Annotated in this window: 13 protein-coding genes and 1 tRNA gene; 6 read left to right on the forward strand and 8 right to left on the reverse strand. The window is 67.2% G+C overall.

The window, feature by feature from the left end; genetic code table 11:
* Nucleotides 1-68: 68 nt before the first annotated feature.
* The 3 genes from pheS to lepA all read left to right on the forward strand — a co-directional run bounded on the left by pheS (nt 69) and on the right by lepA (nt 5,489).
* A complete protein-coding gene (pheS, locus tag ACP15H_RS20430; RefSeq protein ID WP_425067982.1) occupies nt 69-1,169 on the forward strand; it encodes a phenylalanine--tRNA ligase subunit alpha in 1,101 nt (366 codons plus the stop codon).
* Entirely contained in the window at nt 1,166-3,562 is a 2,397-nt protein-coding gene (gene pheT, locus ACP15H_RS20435; protein ID WP_425067983.1) for a phenylalanine--tRNA ligase subunit beta, read from the forward strand. Before pheS ends, pheT begins: the two co-directional genes overlap by 4 nt.
* Before the next feature lie 124 nt (nt 3,563-3,686).
* Nucleotides 3,687-5,489: a translation elongation factor 4 gene (gene lepA, locus ACP15H_RS20440; protein ID WP_425067984.1), complete on the forward strand. Its 1,803-nt coding sequence runs from the start codon at nt 3,687-3,689 to the stop codon at nt 5,487-5,489.
* A 7-nt stretch (nt 5,490-5,496) separates the two neighbouring features.
* On the opposite strand, the gene ACP15H_RS20445 is transcribed toward lepA, so the two are convergent.
* Entirely contained in the window at nt 5,497-5,850 is a 354-nt protein-coding gene (locus ACP15H_RS20445; protein ID WP_425067985.1) for a hypothetical protein, read from the reverse strand.
* 116 nt (nt 5,851-5,966) lie between these two features.
* Here ACP15H_RS20445 and ACP15H_RS20450 point away from each other — a divergent pair.
* Nucleotides 5,967-6,056: transfer RNA gene (locus tag ACP15H_RS20450), tRNA-Ser, on the forward strand.
* A 297-nt stretch (nt 6,057-6,353) separates the two neighbouring features.
* Here the strand turns inward: ACP15H_RS20450 and ACP15H_RS20455 are convergent.
* The gene (locus ACP15H_RS20455) at nt 6,354-7,742 is read right to left on the reverse strand and encodes a hypothetical protein (protein ID WP_425067986.1); all 1,389 of its coding nucleotides are present in this window, start codon (nt 7,740-7,742) and stop codon (nt 6,354-6,356) included.
* Between the two features lie 93 nt (nt 7,743-7,835).
* Here ACP15H_RS20455 and ACP15H_RS20460 point away from each other — a divergent pair, with 93 nt between their 5' ends.
* A complete protein-coding gene (locus ACP15H_RS20460) occupies nt 7,836-8,441 on the forward strand; it encodes a TetR/AcrR family transcriptional regulator (RefSeq protein WP_425067987.1) in 606 nt (201 codons plus the stop codon).
* A 2-nt stretch (nt 8,442-8,443) separates the two neighbouring features.
* On the opposite strand, the gene epsC is transcribed toward ACP15H_RS20460, so the two are convergent.
* The gene (epsC, locus tag ACP15H_RS20465) at nt 8,444-9,406 is read right to left on the reverse strand and encodes a serine O-acetyltransferase EpsC (protein ID WP_425067988.1); all 963 of its coding nucleotides are present in this window, start codon (nt 9,404-9,406) and stop codon (nt 8,444-8,446) included.
* Nucleotides 9,407-9,640: 234 nt separating this feature from the next.
* Here epsC and ACP15H_RS20470 point away from each other — a divergent pair, with 234 nt between their 5' ends.
* The gene (locus ACP15H_RS20470) at nt 9,641-10,483 is read left to right on the forward strand and encodes an alpha/beta fold hydrolase (RefSeq protein ID WP_425067989.1); all 843 of its coding nucleotides are present in this window, start codon (nt 9,641-9,643) and stop codon (nt 10,481-10,483) included.
* A 3-nt stretch (nt 10,484-10,486) separates the two neighbouring features.
* On the opposite strand, the gene ACP15H_RS20475 is transcribed toward ACP15H_RS20470, so the two are convergent.
* The 5 genes from ACP15H_RS20475 to ACP15H_RS20495 all read right to left on the reverse strand — a co-directional run bounded on the left by ACP15H_RS20475 (nt 10,487) and on the right by ACP15H_RS20495 (nt 15,072).
* Complete coding sequence (locus ACP15H_RS20475; protein ID WP_425067990.1) at nt 10,487-10,717, reverse strand: hypothetical protein; 231 nt, start codon at nt 10,715-10,717, stop codon at nt 10,487-10,489.
* A gap of 222 nt (nt 10,718-10,939) precedes the next feature.
* A complete protein-coding gene (locus tag ACP15H_RS20480; RefSeq protein ID WP_425067991.1) occupies nt 10,940-12,214 on the reverse strand; it encodes a hypothetical protein in 1,275 nt (424 codons plus the stop codon).
* On the reverse strand, nt 12,211-13,002 hold the full coding sequence (locus tag ACP15H_RS20485; protein ID WP_425067992.1) for an ABC transporter ATP-binding protein: 792 nt from the start codon (nt 13,000-13,002) through the stop codon (nt 12,211-12,213). Before ACP15H_RS20485 ends, ACP15H_RS20480 begins: the two co-directional genes overlap by 4 nt.
* On the reverse strand, nt 12,996-13,970 hold the full coding sequence (locus ACP15H_RS20490) for an ABC transporter permease (protein ID WP_425069937.1): 975 nt from the start codon (nt 13,968-13,970) through the stop codon (nt 12,996-12,998). The genes ACP15H_RS20485 and ACP15H_RS20490 overlap by 7 nt, the downstream gene beginning before the upstream one ends.
* A 43-nt stretch (nt 13,971-14,013) precedes the next feature.
* Nucleotides 14,014-15,072 carry an ABC transporter substrate-binding protein gene (locus ACP15H_RS20495; RefSeq protein ID WP_425067993.1) on the reverse strand — a complete coding sequence of 353 codons (1,059 nt, stop codon included), beginning with the start codon at nt 15,070-15,072 and terminating at the stop codon, nt 14,014-14,016.
* Between the last annotated feature and the right edge of the window lie 188 nt (nt 15,073-15,260).

A 15,260-nucleotide genomic window follows, 5' to 3' on the forward strand; every position in this document is an offset into this window, starting at 1 on the left:
GCAATCGCAAAGAGGGAGCCTGGACCACAGGCTCCCTTTTTTCGTGTTCGGTTTCGAGAGTGGGAAAGATGGACGATCTTTCGACGATTCGCAGCGAGGCGCTCGACGCCGTGCAGGCCGCCGCCGATCTCGGCGCGCTGGAAGCCGCCCGCGTGGCGGTGCTCGGCAAGAAGGGCAGCGTCACCGGCCTGATGAAGACGCTGGGCGGGCTCGCGCCCGAGCAGCGCAAGGAATTCGGCGCGCGGGTGAACCAGCTCAAGGGCGAGATCGAAGCCGCGCTCGAGGCCCGCAAGGGCTCGCTCAGCGCCTCGGCCCTCGAAGCGAGACTCGTCGCCGAGAAGATCGACGTCACCCTACCGGCGCGGCCCGAGGGACAGGGCACGCTGCATCCGATCGGCCAGGTGATGGACGAGATCGGTGCGATCTTCGGCGAGATGGGATTCACCTGGGCCGACGGTCCCGACATCGAGGACGACTGGCACAACTTCACCGCCCTCAACATCCCGCCCGACCATCCGGCGCGCCAGATGCAGGACACGTTCTATCTGCCGCCGCGCGCCGACGGCACGCCGATGGTGCTGCGCACGCACACCTCGCCGGTCCAGGCGCGCACCATGCTGAGCAAGGACGTGCAGAAGCGCCTGGCCGACGGCGGCTCGCTGCGCATCATCGTGCCGGGCCGCACCTTCCGCATCGACAGCGACGCCACGCACACGCCTATGTTCCACCAGGTCGAAGGCCTGGTGATCGACCGCACGACGCATATGGGCCATCTCAAGGGCTGCCTGGTCGATTTCTGCCGCGCCTTCTTCGAGGTCGACGACCTGCCGCTGCGCTTCCGCCCCTCCTACTTCCCCTTCACCGAACCGTCGGCCGAGGTCGATATCGGCTGCTCGTGGAAGGACGGCGAACTCAGGATCGGCGCCGGCGATTCGTGGCTGGAAATCCTGGGGTCCGGCATGGTCCATCCCAACGTCATCGCCAATTGCGGCCTCGATCCCGCCGTCTACCAGGGCTTCGCCTTCGGCATGGGCATCGATCGCATCGCCATGCTGAAATACGGCATTCCCGACCTGCGGGCCTTCTTCGACGCCGACCTGCGCTGGCTGCGCCACTACGGATTCTCGGCCCTGGAGACACCCTCGCTCACCGGAGGGCTCGGACGATGAAATTCACCCTGTCCTGGCTCAAGGAGCATCTCGAGACCGACGCCACGCTGGTCCAGGTGCGCGACACGCTCACCATGCTCGGCCTCGAGGTCGAGGGCCTCACCGATCCCGCCGAGGCCCTGAAGGGCTTCGTCGTGGGCTACGTGGTCGAGGCGGTGCAGCATCCCAACGCCGACCGGTTGCGGGTCTGCAAGGTCGACACCGGCGGCACTGTCGTCCAGGTCGTGTGCGGCGCGCCCAACGCGCGCACCGGCATGAAGGGCATCTTCGCGCCGACCGGCAGCTACATCCCCGGCACCGGCATCACGCTGAAGGCCAGCAAGATCCGCGGCGAGGAGAGCAACGGCATGCTCTGCTCCTCGCGCGAGCTGCAGCTCGGCGACGACCATAGCGGCATCATCGACCTGCCGGCCGAAGCCGTGACCGGCCAGTCCGCCGCCGAGGCGCTCGGCCTCGGCGATGCGGTGATCGAGATCAAGGTGACGCCCAACCGCGGCGATTGCCTGGGCGTCCACGGCATCGCCCGCGACCTTGCCGCGGCCGGCCTCGGCACGCTGAAGCCGGTGAAGGCCGACAGGATCGCCGGCAGCTATGCCAGCCCGATCAAGTGGACGCACGACTATGCGCCCGCGCCCGACAGCCCCTGCCCGATCGTGGTCGGCCGTCATTTCCGCGGCGTGAAGAACGGTCCCTCGCCCGACTGGCTGCAGCGCCGGCTGAAGGCGATCGGCCTGCGCCCGATCTCGACGCTGGTCGACATCACCAATCTCGTGACCTTCGATCTCAATCGGCCGCTGCACGTGTTCGATGCGGCGAAGCTCTCCGGCGACCTTGTCATGCGCCAGGCGCGCGACGGCGAACAGATCCTGGCGCTCGACGGCAAGACCTACACGCTCGATCCGGCGGTCTCGGTGATCGCCGACGCGAAGGGCGTGCACGGCATCGGTGGCATCATGGGCGGCGAGGAGACCGGCGTGCAGGAGAGCACGACCGAGGTTTTCCTCGAGGTCGCCTACTTCCAGCCGATCGGCATCGCCGCGTCGGGCCGCAAGCTCGGCATCCTGTCCGACGCGCGGTACCGGTTCGAGCGTGGCCTCGACCCGCAATCGGTCGAATGGGGAGCCGATGTCGCGACGCGACTGATCCTCGACCTGTGCGGCGGTGAGTGCAGCGAGATCACCCGCAGCGGCGTGATGCCCGCCTGGCAGCGCAGCTACACGCTTCGCACCGACCGCGTGCAGACGCTGACCGGCATCGAGGTCTCTTCTGCCGACACGGTGTGCATCCTCAGCAAGCTGGGCTTCGGCGTCGAGGGCAGCGGCCCCTGGACCGCTTCCGTGCCGTCGTGGCGTCCCGACATCGTGGGCGAGGCCGACCTCGTCGAGGAAGTGACGCGGGTGTTCGGCTTCGACAAGATCCCGACCACCTCGCTGCCGCCGGCGTCGACCATGTCGCGGCCAGTGCGCGACCCGCTGCAGCGCCGCACGCCGCAGGCGCGCCGGGCGCTGGCCGCGCGCGGCATGAACGAAGCCGTGACCTGGTCCTTCCTGCCGCTGAAGAAGGCCGAGCGTTTCGGCGGCGGCGGCGCAGACGTACGGCTGCTCAACTCGATCGACGCGACCCTCGACACGATGCGGCCCTCGATCCTGCCCAACCTGATCGACGCGGCCTCGCGCAACGAGGCGCGCGGCCTGTCCGATCCGGCGCTGTTCGAGGTCGGCCCGCAGTACAAGGACGCCACGCCCCAGGGCCAGCGCACCGTGGCCGCGGGCATCCGCCACAACATGGCGGTGCCGCGCAACTGGGCGGGGCCGGCGCGCACCGTCGACGCCTTCGACGCCAAGGCCGATGCGCTGGCGGTGCTGGCCGCGGTCGGCGCGCCGGACACGCTGTCGTCGCAGGCCGGTGCGCCGAACTGGTATCACCCCGGCCGCTCGGGCGCGCTCAAGCTCGGCGATCGCGTGATGGCCTATTTCGGCGAGCTGCATCCCGAGATCGTGGCCGCCGCCGACCTCAAGGGGCCTGTGGCCGCCTTCGAGGTGTTCCTCGACGCGCCGCCGTTGCCCAAGGCGAAGGCCACCAAGGCGCGGCCGAAGCTCGTCCTGTCGGCCTTCCAGCCGCTCGAGCGCGATTTCGCCTTCCTGGTCGACACCGGCGTCGAGGCGGAAAAACTGGTGCGGGCCGCGCGCAACGCCGACAAGGTGATGATCACGGCCGCCCGCGTCTTCGACCTCTATGCCGGCAAGGGCGTGCCGGAGGGCAAGAAGTCGCTGGCCATCGCCGTCACGCTGCAGCCGGTCGAGCGTACCTTGACCGATGCGGAGATCGAGGTGGTTTCCGAAAAGATCGTGGCAGCCGTCGCCAAGGCGACGGGTGCCGTGCTGCGTGGGTAACACTCTTGTCGTCCTGAGCGCAGCGAAGGACCTCGCGCCTACACCAGAGAACGCCTTTGGAAGTAGCGCCAGCTCCTTCGCTGCGCTCAGATGACAATGAAAGTTGAATTGGGCTCGAAGTGAAATGACCGACCTGTCGTTGATCCGAAACTTCTCGATCATCGCCCATATCGACCACGGCAAGAGCACGCTGGCCGATCGGCTGATGATGGCCTGCGGCGCCGTGAGCGAGCGCGAGTTCCACGACCAGATGCTCGATTCGATGGACATCGAGCGCGAGCGCGGCATCACCATCAAGGCGCAGACCGTGCGCCTCAACTACAAGGCCAGGGACGGCAAGACCTACGTCCTGAACCTGATGGACACGCCCGGCCATGTCGACTTCGCCTACGAGGTCAGCCGGTCGCTGGCCGCCTGCGAGGGCTCGCTGCTGGTGGTCGACGCCAGCCAGGGCGTCGAGGCGCAGACGCTGGCGAACGCGTATCACGCGATCGAGGTCAATCACGAGATCATCCCGGTCCTCAACAAGATCGATCTTCCCTCCGCCGAGCCCGAGCGGGTCTGCCGCGAGATCGAGGACGTGGTCGGCATCGATACCTCCGAAGCCGTCCTGGTGTCGGCCAAGAGCGGTCTCGGTATCGACGACCTGCTCGAAGCCATGGTCAAGCGCCTGCCGCCCCCCAAGGGCGACCGCGACGCGCCCCTGAAGGCCCTGCTGGTCGACAGCTGGTACGATCCGTACCTCGGCGTCGTCACCCTGGTGCGCGTGCAGGACGGCGTCCTGCGCAAGGGCATGAAGATCCGCATGATGGCGGCGGCCGCGGCCTACGACCTCGACAAGGTCGGCGTGTTCGCGCCCAAGGCCACCGACGTGGCCGAGCTCGGCCCGGGCGAGATCGGCTTCATCATCGCCGGCATCAAGACCATCGCCGACTGCAAGGTCGGCGATACGATCACCGACGACCGCAAGCCGGCGGCCGAGATGCTGGCGGGCTTCAAGCCCAGCGTGCCGGTGGTGTTCTGCGGCCTCTTCCCGGCCGACGCCGCCGAGTTCGAGACCCTGCGCGAATCGCTCTCCAAGCTTCGCCTCAACGACTCCTCGTTCCACTTCGAGGCCGAGACCAGTGCGGCACTTGGCTTCGGTTTCCGCTGCGGGTTCCTGGGCCTGCTGCATCTCGAGATCGTGCAGGAGCGGCTGGAGCGCGAGTTCAATCTCGACCTCGTCACGACGGCGCCCTCGGTCGTCTACAAGGTCGCGATGGTCGACGGCACGTCGATCGAGCTGCATAATCCCGCCGACTATCCCGACCCGATGAAGATCGAGTCGATGCAGGAGCCGTGGATCAAGGCCACGATCATCACGCCCGACGAGCATCTCGGATCCGTGCTGACGCTCTGCCAGGATCGCCGCGGCCAGCAGCTCGAACTCACCTATGCCGGCACGCGCGCCATGGCGATCTACCGCCTGCCGCTGAACGAGGTCGTGTTCGACTTCTACGACCGGCTGAAGTCGATGACGCGCGGCTATGCCAGCTTCGACTACGAGATGGACGGCTACGAGGAGAGCGAACTGGTGAAGCTCGCCATCCTGGTGAACGCCGAGCCGGTCGATGCGCTGTCGATGATCGTCCACAAGAATGCCGCCGAGAGCCGCGGCCGCGCGCTCTGCGAGCGGCTGAAGGAACTGATCCCGCGCCAGCTCTTCAAGATCGCCATCCAGGCCGCGATCGGCGGCCGCGTGGTCGCGCGCGAGACCATCAGCCCGATGCGCAAGGACGTGCTGGCCAAGTGCTACGGCGGCGACATCAGCCGCAAGAAGAAGCTCCTGGAGAAGCAGAAGAAGGGCAAGAAACGCATGCGGCAGATCGGCGAGGTCGAGATCCCGCAGTCGGCCTTCATCGCCGCCCTCAAGATGGACAGCCGCTAGGCCGAAATCAGGAGAGGCCGCCGCGGCGCCGGCGCGGCCGCGAGCCCGCGAGAAAGCCGGGTTCGGAGCGGCCGCCCTCGCGGCGGCCGATCCAGACGAGGGCGGCGCCCAGCACCAGGAACGCCGGCACCGCCGGCACGGTCAGCAGGGGCCGCATCATCCAGGTCCACAGGACGCCCGACAGGTGGCGCCGCGCCGATGTCTGGGTGTTGCCCAGCGAGGTCGGGTCGAGGTGCGCCCACAGGCTCCCCAGGGTCGAAAACGGATAGGCGCCCTCCGACCACCAGGTGAGCAGGTCGTGCACGATCACTGCGACAGCCAGGGCCAGGAACAGCCAGCCCAGGCCACGAAATACGACCATCACGCCCCCAAGCATCGGTCAATCACCGCTCCAAACCCTAGCCAAGCCGGTGCAGGCGGGGAAGACCGTTGCCCAAACCATCCACCGCGCTATAAGAGCGGCCGACCGCGCTTCCCGGACAGGTGGCCGAGCGGTTTAAGGCACACGCTTGGAAAGCGTGCGTGGTGTAACAGCCACCGCGGGTTCGAATCCCGCCCTGTCCGCCAGCGCTGCTGCGAACCTTTCCAAGGACCCCCGGTCTGGAGGACGGTCCATTTCGCAGTCGCGACCGGTTTCCACATTCCAGACGCGAAGTGAATCGTCGGAATCTTCTCCCAGCCCATGTTCGCAATCTGGGTTTGCCGATTCTCGCTGCATCAGCATCGGTTTCTCGTCGGTGCCGCCCCTTGGCTTCGCCCGCCCACGATCGGGCGCCCGGATGGCCGTCGTGCATCGCATGTCCGGGTCGTCCCGAAAACTCCTCCCCGGTCCGCCGCTATTTCCTGCGCGAGCGGGACGACTGCCTAACCGGCAGGATTGGGCACGCCAGCGGGAAGACCAAGGACAAACTTGGCGCCATATTTCTTGCCCGCTGCCATCACATCATTCAAAGGTGCCGCCTCTGCCAGTACCGTATTCTCTGGGAAAATCTTACCTAGAAGGGCCAGCGTGACGAGCGCATTGCCGGCGGTCGGCACCAGATGCGTACCGTCGCTCGCGGTGACGAGGCCGGGCTGTACGAGAATTTCCTCGACTCGGTGGATCTGCGCATCGGCAGACGTGCGTGCCTTACCCGCTTCTGGCCGGTAGGCGAAGCGCTGACCGCGCAGACACTGTCCCAGCTCGACCCGATAGGAGCGCGCTCCGGCCGACAGGTCGAGCCAGAGGATCGCATCCCCCTCACCGACCGGCTCCGCAATGATCGTCGCATCGCCGGTCGGCGGCGCGTCGTCCGCACCCGAGCCGATCCGGCTGCGCGGTGCGGCGAGATAGTCAGAAAAACCATAACGAAAGCCCACCGTCCGCCCGGGGGGCAGGCCAGGAATCCTGGCCGCATGCCATGTCAGCAGCCCCTTCGAGCCGGCTGCCACATCCTCCCGGCCGATGACCGACGGCAGCACCAGGCCGTTCTCGGCCTGGAAGCCGTACCCTTCGTCGTTCCGTCCCGCCTTGTCCGCGTCCGGCGCATCGAACAGAGAGCGGGCAAAGCGAACGATCGTGCCGTGCGTCAGTATCCGCGTGAGGAATTCGCCCAGGAAGGCGCTGCGCGGCGCCTCCAGGCTCCGCAGTCCGCGACTCGTGCCGCGGCGATGCAACGGAACCGGAAGCTCGGTCCAGTTCTCGAAGGGCAGCAGCGCATCGCGCAACAGGACAAGCTGATGCAGCCACTCATTGTAGAGTTGCATGACGGCGGGCCCGCCAGCGGCACCCGTCAACACGGCGGTCGCCTCTTCTGTCCAGAGATGACCGTCGCAGCGGCTGCGCAACTCGATCTGCCGCGTCCGGTCGGGGCCGAGACGCTTCAAGGCGGTGCGGGCTTTGCTGAGGGCGACAGCCCACTCCGCGAGCGTCTCCCCGATACGCACCGCCTGGCCGGTGAACTCCCGCCGTAGCGGATCCGCGAAGGCCAGCGCCTGCAAGGGCAGCGACGCCTCGCGCCCGGCCGTCCTCAACGTTGCCGCCATCGACTGCAGAAGAACCGTGCGCTCGCGGGCCCCGGCGCCGAGACGCAGGCACACCGCTTCGAAGAGCGTATCCAGCTCTTCGACGATCTGCCAGGCGGTCAGCGGTCGCCGCGGCAGATCCCAGTCCCCCGGCGTCGCGTCGGGCGCGCGACCTGGAGAGTCCGTCGCATCGACCCTCTGGCCGAGATGCAGAACTCGTTGCCCAAGATGCAGCACGTAGTCAGGCATGGACGCCTCCTCGGCGGGACGGGGATGGGAATGTTCTATAACGCTCACTACAATACTATGCCAGCGCCGTCAAAGCGCCTATCCATGTCCGGCATGAACCCACACGACAAATCCGCCGGGGGCCGCCCCCGCAGCTTCGATCGAGATCAAGCGCTCGACATCGCCATGCGCATGTTCTGGCGCCAGGGTTACGAAGGTGTCTCGGTTGCCGACCTCACCGCGCGTCTCGGCATCTCGGCGCCCAGCCTCTATGCCGCTTTCGGCAGCAAGGCGGATCTCTATCGCGCGGCGCTGACGCGATATGAGGAGACGTCCCACTCCCTCGACGTTTCCGCCTTCGATCGGGCGACTAGTCTCGAGCAGGCGGTCGGCGAGATGCTCATCGCGAGCATTGCCGCCGTCACCAGCCCCGATCGCGAGCGCGGATGCCTGATCTCGGACGGCATGATCGCCTGCGGCAGCGAGCATGCCGAGCTTGCAACGGAACTCGCTCACCGGCGCAAGCGCTTCCGCGACCAGTTGGCGCGCCGCCTCGAACGATGGCGCGACCGCCCTTCGGCGCGGGCGCTGGCTCGCTATCTCACAGCGGTGATGCAGGGCATGTCGATCCAGGCGCGGGACGGGGCGACCGCACGCGAGCTGCGCACCATCGCCGACCAGGTCGTCGCGGGTCTCCGACCCGGTCGTTCAACCGCCTGACGTCAGCCCTGGCGGTCGTAGCGCTCGTCACTGCGGATGTGGGCCTGGGAGATCTGACTGTTCGGCGGCACGCTTTGGGTCAGCCACACGCTGCCGCCGATGGTCGATCCGCGGCCGATCGTGATGCGGCCGAGAATGGTGGCGCCGGCATAGATGACGACGTCGTCCTCGACGATCGGGTGGCGCAGCCGGCCCTTGATCAGGCTTCCCTTCTCATCCGCCGGGAAGCTGCGCGCGCCCAGCGTCACCGCCTGGTAGAGGCGAACCCGCTCGCCGATCACGGCGGTCTCGCCGATCACGACGCCGGTGCCATGATCGATGAAGAAGCTGCCACCGATCTGCGCCCCCGGATGAATGTCGATCCCCGTCAGGGAATGGGCGATTTCCGAGATGTGCCGGGCGAGGAAGCGCGCGCCGAGCCCATGGAGCGCATGCGCCAGACGGTAATGGATCACCGCCATCATACCCGGGTAGACCAGCAGGATCTCCGGATAGCCCGTCGCCGCCGGATCGCCCGCATAGGCGGCGCGCAGATCGCTGACCAGCAGCCCCCGGATCGCCGGCAGACGGGCGGAAAAGTCGCGCACGATCGAGAGCGCCTGCCGATGAATCTCCTCGTCGGGGAGCACGGTATCGGAGGTGAACGGCAGCGTCCGCCGAACCTGGTCGTTCAACGACGCCAGGGCGCGCTGCAGGACGAGCCCGACATACTCGTCGATGCCGCTGGGCGTCAGTTCGCCACGATCGAGAAGCTCGGGCCGGCCATAGTGGGCCGGAAAGAGAGCCTGCGCGAACTCTCCCACCGTCGCGACGATCTCCTCGCGCGACGGTGGCGGGCGCACCGGTCCGCGATAGCGAACATTGTGCAACACATCCCGCGAGTGCCGAAGCCCCTGCACGACAGTGTCGATCTCGGCGTCCTGCAGTTCGGCGTTCACAGAGGCGGCGGTGATATTGTCCATCATGCGAGCGATCATCGCATTTCGAACGGAGAACGTTCTGGTTCCTTGGAGGACCGAAAACGGAAGAAGTTTCCAAGGCGCATCGAGCTGGCAACCCTGATCAAAGGTCCATCGCTGCACTCAAGATGACTTGGGCTTTTCCTATGGCGCACGCGCACTGATCCCTCAAGACTTGCTATCCCGGACGGAAGCGAGGGTCCTTACCCGTTCTTTCACGACAATCGATCTGCAGAGAGCATGATGTGGAGCACAAGCAAAGGCGAAGGCCGTGACATCGTCTTCGTCCATGGCTGGACGATGGACCACCGCGACGAGATGCGGACCTATGAGCCGATCTTCGCGGCTCGGCCGGCAAGCCGGCCGTCCTGGCACCGCCACTATCTCGACCTGCCGGGCATGGGACGAAGTCCCGCCGAGGAAGGCATCGTCGACATGGACGGCATGCTCGCGGCGCTCATCCGCTTCATCGCCGACCGCTTCGGCAACCGGCCCTTCACCTTGGCGGGCACGTCGGCTGGCGGCTATCTGGCGCGCGGCCTTCTGGCGAAAATCCCCGGCTCGATCGACGGCATCCTTCTGCGGGCGCCACTGGTCGTTCCCCAGGACGACCTGCGGGATATCGACCCCGTCGCCTCGCTGATCGTCGACGCGGCGGCAGTGGACGCCGTCTCGGCCGACGACGGCATGGCGCCGGGCGACGTGCTGATCCAGACGCCTGCCTATGTCCAAGCCCTGCGCGAGAAGATGCACGACACCGTCCTGCCCGCGCAGGCGGCGGCGGACCACCGCTTCCTTGAACCGATTCGTCAGGATGCGGCGCGGTACACGTTCTCCTTCGACGTGGACGACATGACGCAACCGTTCGACGGTCCGAGCCTCGTCGTCACCGGCCGGCACGATTCGAGTGTTGGCTTTCGCGACGCCTGGCGCCTCGCGGCAAGGTTCACGCGCTCCACCCATGTCGTGCTCGATCGGGCCGAGCACGGGTTGCCGATCGACCAGCAACCTCTGTTCGCCGCGCTGGTGAACGACTGGCTCGACCGGCTCGACGAGGCGAGCGCGGCGCCGAAGCAGACGTAGCGTTCAGGGCGCGCCCTGCGTCAGCAACACGCTGTGCGCGGGGGCGCCGCCGATGGCGAGCCACCCCTTGGCGGCCGCGAAGGCAACGGCGGCATCGATCGCCATCTGGCTCTCCTGGCCAAACTCGTTTTGCAGCAGATCAAGCCTGATCCAGGCCTGACTGTCTCCCCGCACCGATTTCACGGCATGGCAGACACGCACGGCCAGGACGTCAACGGTCGATTTTCCTTTCATGGCACGACTCCGCGGTGATCACACGACCGCTTCTGCGGACTCTTCGTACGACGGCGCACAGCTTGGGATCGTTCTCTGCCTTCCCCCGGCGCGGCTCTCCGTCGTGGCGTCGATGGTCAATGATGCGACCCGGTACATCGCCGCAGCTGGAGCCATTTCTTCCCCGCTTGCGATTTCATGGAGCGGCCCTCTCGTCCATGGCGAGGCGTTGCCTGGAGGCCATCAGTGAAGCGTATGGCTGGCCGGCGAAGCCTGGCCGCTCCAGGTTCCGTGCAGGACCTGGGCGACCACCTCCGTCGGCATCGAGGCGCGCGTGCTCGGAAGCACGCTGCGGTCGGGATGGAACTCGGCAAGCGGCGTCGCGAACACCGTGGGCAGGATCACGAACCCCAGGAGGTGACCCGATCGCGTCATGCTCGCCGGATCGGTTCGCAGCGCAGCCTCGGTGGCGAGCCCGCTTGGCGCTTCCGCGATCCAGCCGAGCGCCTCGATCTCCTCCACGCCGCCCGCCGCCCACGAGTCCATCCTCCCGAGCAGCGCGATGACGTCGGCATAGGACTGTCGGGTGTAGGGCGAGAGCGACGTACCGCGGGCTTCGCCCAGGCGCTGAAGCATCCGGATCTCGGTCGCGATCGAATGCACGAGGGATGGACTGCCAAGCGCAATCGACGCCAATCCGAAGAGGCAATCGAAGACCTTGAACGGGTGATGTTCCACCGCGAGCTTCGCCAGATAGGCTTCGACCACGGGCTCGCCGAACGCCGCGGCGGACCGGGCCGCGCAAGCCGCCATCCACGTCGTGCGCTCGCGCAGCAAGGTGAAGGTCGGCGTCCAGTTGATCCAGTTGAACTGCGATGCCATCTCGCCCAGCCACGGCCTGGCCGCAACATCCGACGAGAGGAGGAGGAACTGCGCGGCCGAGTGCATGCGCTGCCAGTACTGACGAAGCAGATTTGCCTGGACCGGCAAGCCGCCCGGCTGCCGGGGCACGACATACGGGCGCAACAGATCGAGCGTCACGGCGATCGACGCCGCCGTCTTGTAGGCCACCTGCTCGAGCGCCGGCACCCAGGGCAGCAGGGCCGCAAACTGCTGCCGCGACGGCACCTCGGCTGGCCCCAACAGCGGGCGGACGAGCCTCGCTGCATCGGCGAGCGCCGTCGATCGCTGGAGAGCGCTGACCATCGCGTTGGCAATCGATTGACCGTTGGCGCGAAGCGCCTCCTGCTCCACCAGCGCCACGCCGCGTGGCCTCTGCCGCGCCGCAGCGACACGGTTGCCCTCCACGGTCAGCCACACTCCCGGATCGGGCTGGCTGACGGCGAACGCCCCTCCCGCTTCCACTCCGGCCAGGCCTCGCAGCGTCTGGTTCAGCCGCCGGTCGGCTCCGATGGCCAGCGCAATGGCCAGCGTCCGTGCGATCTCGGTGTCGATGGCCTTGTCGCTCAGGTCCAGATTGGGGACGCTGGGACGGGCTCTTGCGTGGGTGGCGGTCACCAGTCGCCACCGAGACCGAGCAATCCCAGCACTTCACGGCGCAGGCGCAGCAGCTCGGGATGATCGCGATGCCGCGGATAGGGCAGGTCGACCTTGAGGTCGGCGCGGATACGGGCCGGCCGATCGCTGAACACGATGACGCGGTTGGAGAGCAGCAGGGCTTCCTCGACGTCGTGCGTCACCATCAGGACGGTGAAGCCGCGCGCCTGCCACAGCCGGGTCAACTCGCCCTGCATCGTGAGCCGCGTCAGGCTGTCGAGCTTGCCCAGCGGCTCGTCGAGGATCAGCAGCCGCGGATCGTTCACCAGGGCCCGCGCCAGCGACGCCCGCTGGGCCATGCCCCCCGACAGTTGATGCGGGTAGACCTGTGCAAAGCGTTCGAGTCCGACCAGCGCCAGCGCCTCGTCGACCCTGTTGCGCTGCTGCTTCAGGAGCCCCCGCGCCTCCAGTCCCAGCGAGGCATTCCGCCAGACCGTGCGCCAGGGATAGAGCGTCGGATCCTGGAAGACGACGACCCGCGACGGATCGGGGCCCGTCACTTCCACGCCATCGACCGTGAGCCCACCGTGGCGGGGCCGGTCGAGGCCGGCCACCAGCCGCAACAGGGTGGACTTGCCGCAGCCGCTGGGCCCCAGCAGGGCCACGAACTCTCCGGGCTGCACGTCGAACGACACGTCCTCCAGCACCGGCAGATACTCGTTGTGCAGGACGAAGCCGTGATCGATGTCGCGGACCCCGAGCGAGGCTCCGACCAGCGGCTCCAGCGCCGTCTCGGCAAGCGCTACCATTGGACGCGCCCCTTCTGCCAGGCGAGCAGCCGATCGCGCACGCGGAACAGCAGCGTGATCAGCGCCGAGCACATCAGCGCCATGACCAGCAGAGCACCGTACATGTTGGCGTAGGCTGCCCAGCCCTGGGCCCATTGCAGATACCAGCCGAGTCCCGACTTCACGCCGAGCATCTCGGCCACGACCAGGACGGCGAAGGACGAGCCCAGACCCATGAACAGGCCGACGAAGACGTGCGGCAGCGCCGCCGGTATCGCCACCTTGAAGATCAGGAAGCGCGGGCTGGCACCCAGCGTGCGGGCCACGTCGTAGTAGGCCGTCTGCACACCCGCGACGCCGGACCAGGTGAGCACGGTGAGGGGGAACGCCGTCGCCAGCGCGATCAGGAAGGTGCTGGCAGCCGCACTGGTCGGGAAGATGAAGAAGGCGAGCGGCAGCCAGGCCGTCGCCGGCAGCGGCCCGACCAGCCGCATCAACGGATGGATCCAGTAGCCGGCGCGCTTGGACCAGCCGAGCGCCACACCGACCGAGAAACCGACGGCTGCGCCGATGAAGAAGCCGCGGAACAACAGCCACAGCGACGCCAGCAGCGAATCGCCCAACCGACGCCAGTCGTCGGTGTAGACCTCCACGAAAGCCTGCGGCGAGGGAAAGAACGGCAACGGCAGGAGATCGAGCTTGGCCGTCACGATCTCCCAGATCGCGAGCCAGATCGCCAGCACGGCGAACCAGGGCGCGAGGCGTCCGATTCGAGCGAGCGGCGCGACCAACCAGCCGCCGGCATAGGCGGCGAGCTGGATCGCGCCGAAGGCGAGCGCCAGTGCCGCCAGCAGCGACGTGCGGTCGAGTTCCTGCGCGTCGGGCCATCGAAGTGTCAAAAGGCCCACAGCGAGCCACCCGACGCCGGCGACGGCCAGAAGCAGCGCGGGTCGCGGCTGCGGTTCGTCCGGAACAACGGAGACCCGCAGCTTGCGCGGCCCCGCTTCTACGATCGTGGTCACCCGCGTCTCCTCAGGACAGAACGTCGGCAGTGACGCGCGCGGCGTACTTGTCGATGTCGGTGCTCTGCTTGAACACCGCGACCTGCTTCAGCTCGCGGCCATAGGCGGCGATCTGGTCGCGCAGGTCCTGCGACAGGGGATTGTGATCATGCGTATGGCTCTTCAGCATGGCGACCAGCTGATCGACCGGCGCCTTGGCGTAGGGAGCGAAGACCGCGGCGGCGGCCTCGGGATTGAGCGCCACCCATTCCTGGGCTTCGAGCAGCGACTGGACCAGCGCCGCGGCCACCGGCCTCTCCTGGCGGATCAGGTTGCCGCGCACGCCGAGGACGCAGCAGGTGCGATGGGCGAACTCGCCGGTCAGATTGTTGGCGATCTCGGTGAGGCCGTCGCGCTCGCGTGCCATCCATCCCAGCGGATCGCCCTGGCAGAACCCCTGCACCTCGCCCTTCTTCAGCGCGACCGGCAGCACGTCGCCGGGAAATACCTTCCACTCCACCTCCTTGTTCGGATCGATGCCGGCCTTGTGCAGCATGATCGAGAAGAAGTTGCGGTCGGGAGCGGCGAGATCCGTGATTCCGATGGCCTTGCCCTTGAAGTCCGTGATCTTGGTGATGCCGCTGTTCGGCGCCGCAAACAGGCGCATGCAGCCGCCATGGATACCGGCCGCGATCTTGACGTCGAACCCGCCTTCCAACGGCTTCAACCAGCGCAATGCCATGCCCACCCCGGCATCGGCCTTGCCGGTGGCGATGGCTTCGAGCAACTGGTCGGTCGAGCCGCCGAAGTTGATGAGCTCGACGTCGAGATTGTGGCGCTCGAAGTGGCCCTTCTCCTTCGCCACCGCGACGCCCACGGTGCAGATCGCCGTGGCATTCCAGGTGAGCTTCAGCGCCCGCTTCTCCGGCAACACCACCGGCGTGCCGAAGGAGGCCCGGCAGATCGCCGGATCGAACTCGGTCGTCGCACTGCCGCCGACCAAGGCGCGCGCCAGCACGCCCGCCGGCAGGAGAGCGCCGGTCACCGCGGCGGCGTGAAGAAGACGACGACGAGTCGGAATGAGGGACATGGGGTACTCCGGAGGACGCAAGGGTAATGAACGGCGCATCGATGCAACGACGGATGCGTTGCCGGCGCTCAGCGGCGACAGCTACACTCGCACAGATCGAAAGAAGCATTGCTGTTCATCGTGATACGAGCATCGGCCCAACGGGGCGTGCCGTAAATAGTTGGGAAAGCCAAAGATCGGGACGCGCG

Source organism: Reyranella sp. (assembly GCF_965249915.1).
GTDB lineage: Bacteria > Pseudomonadota > Alphaproteobacteria > Reyranellales > Reyranellaceae > Reyranella.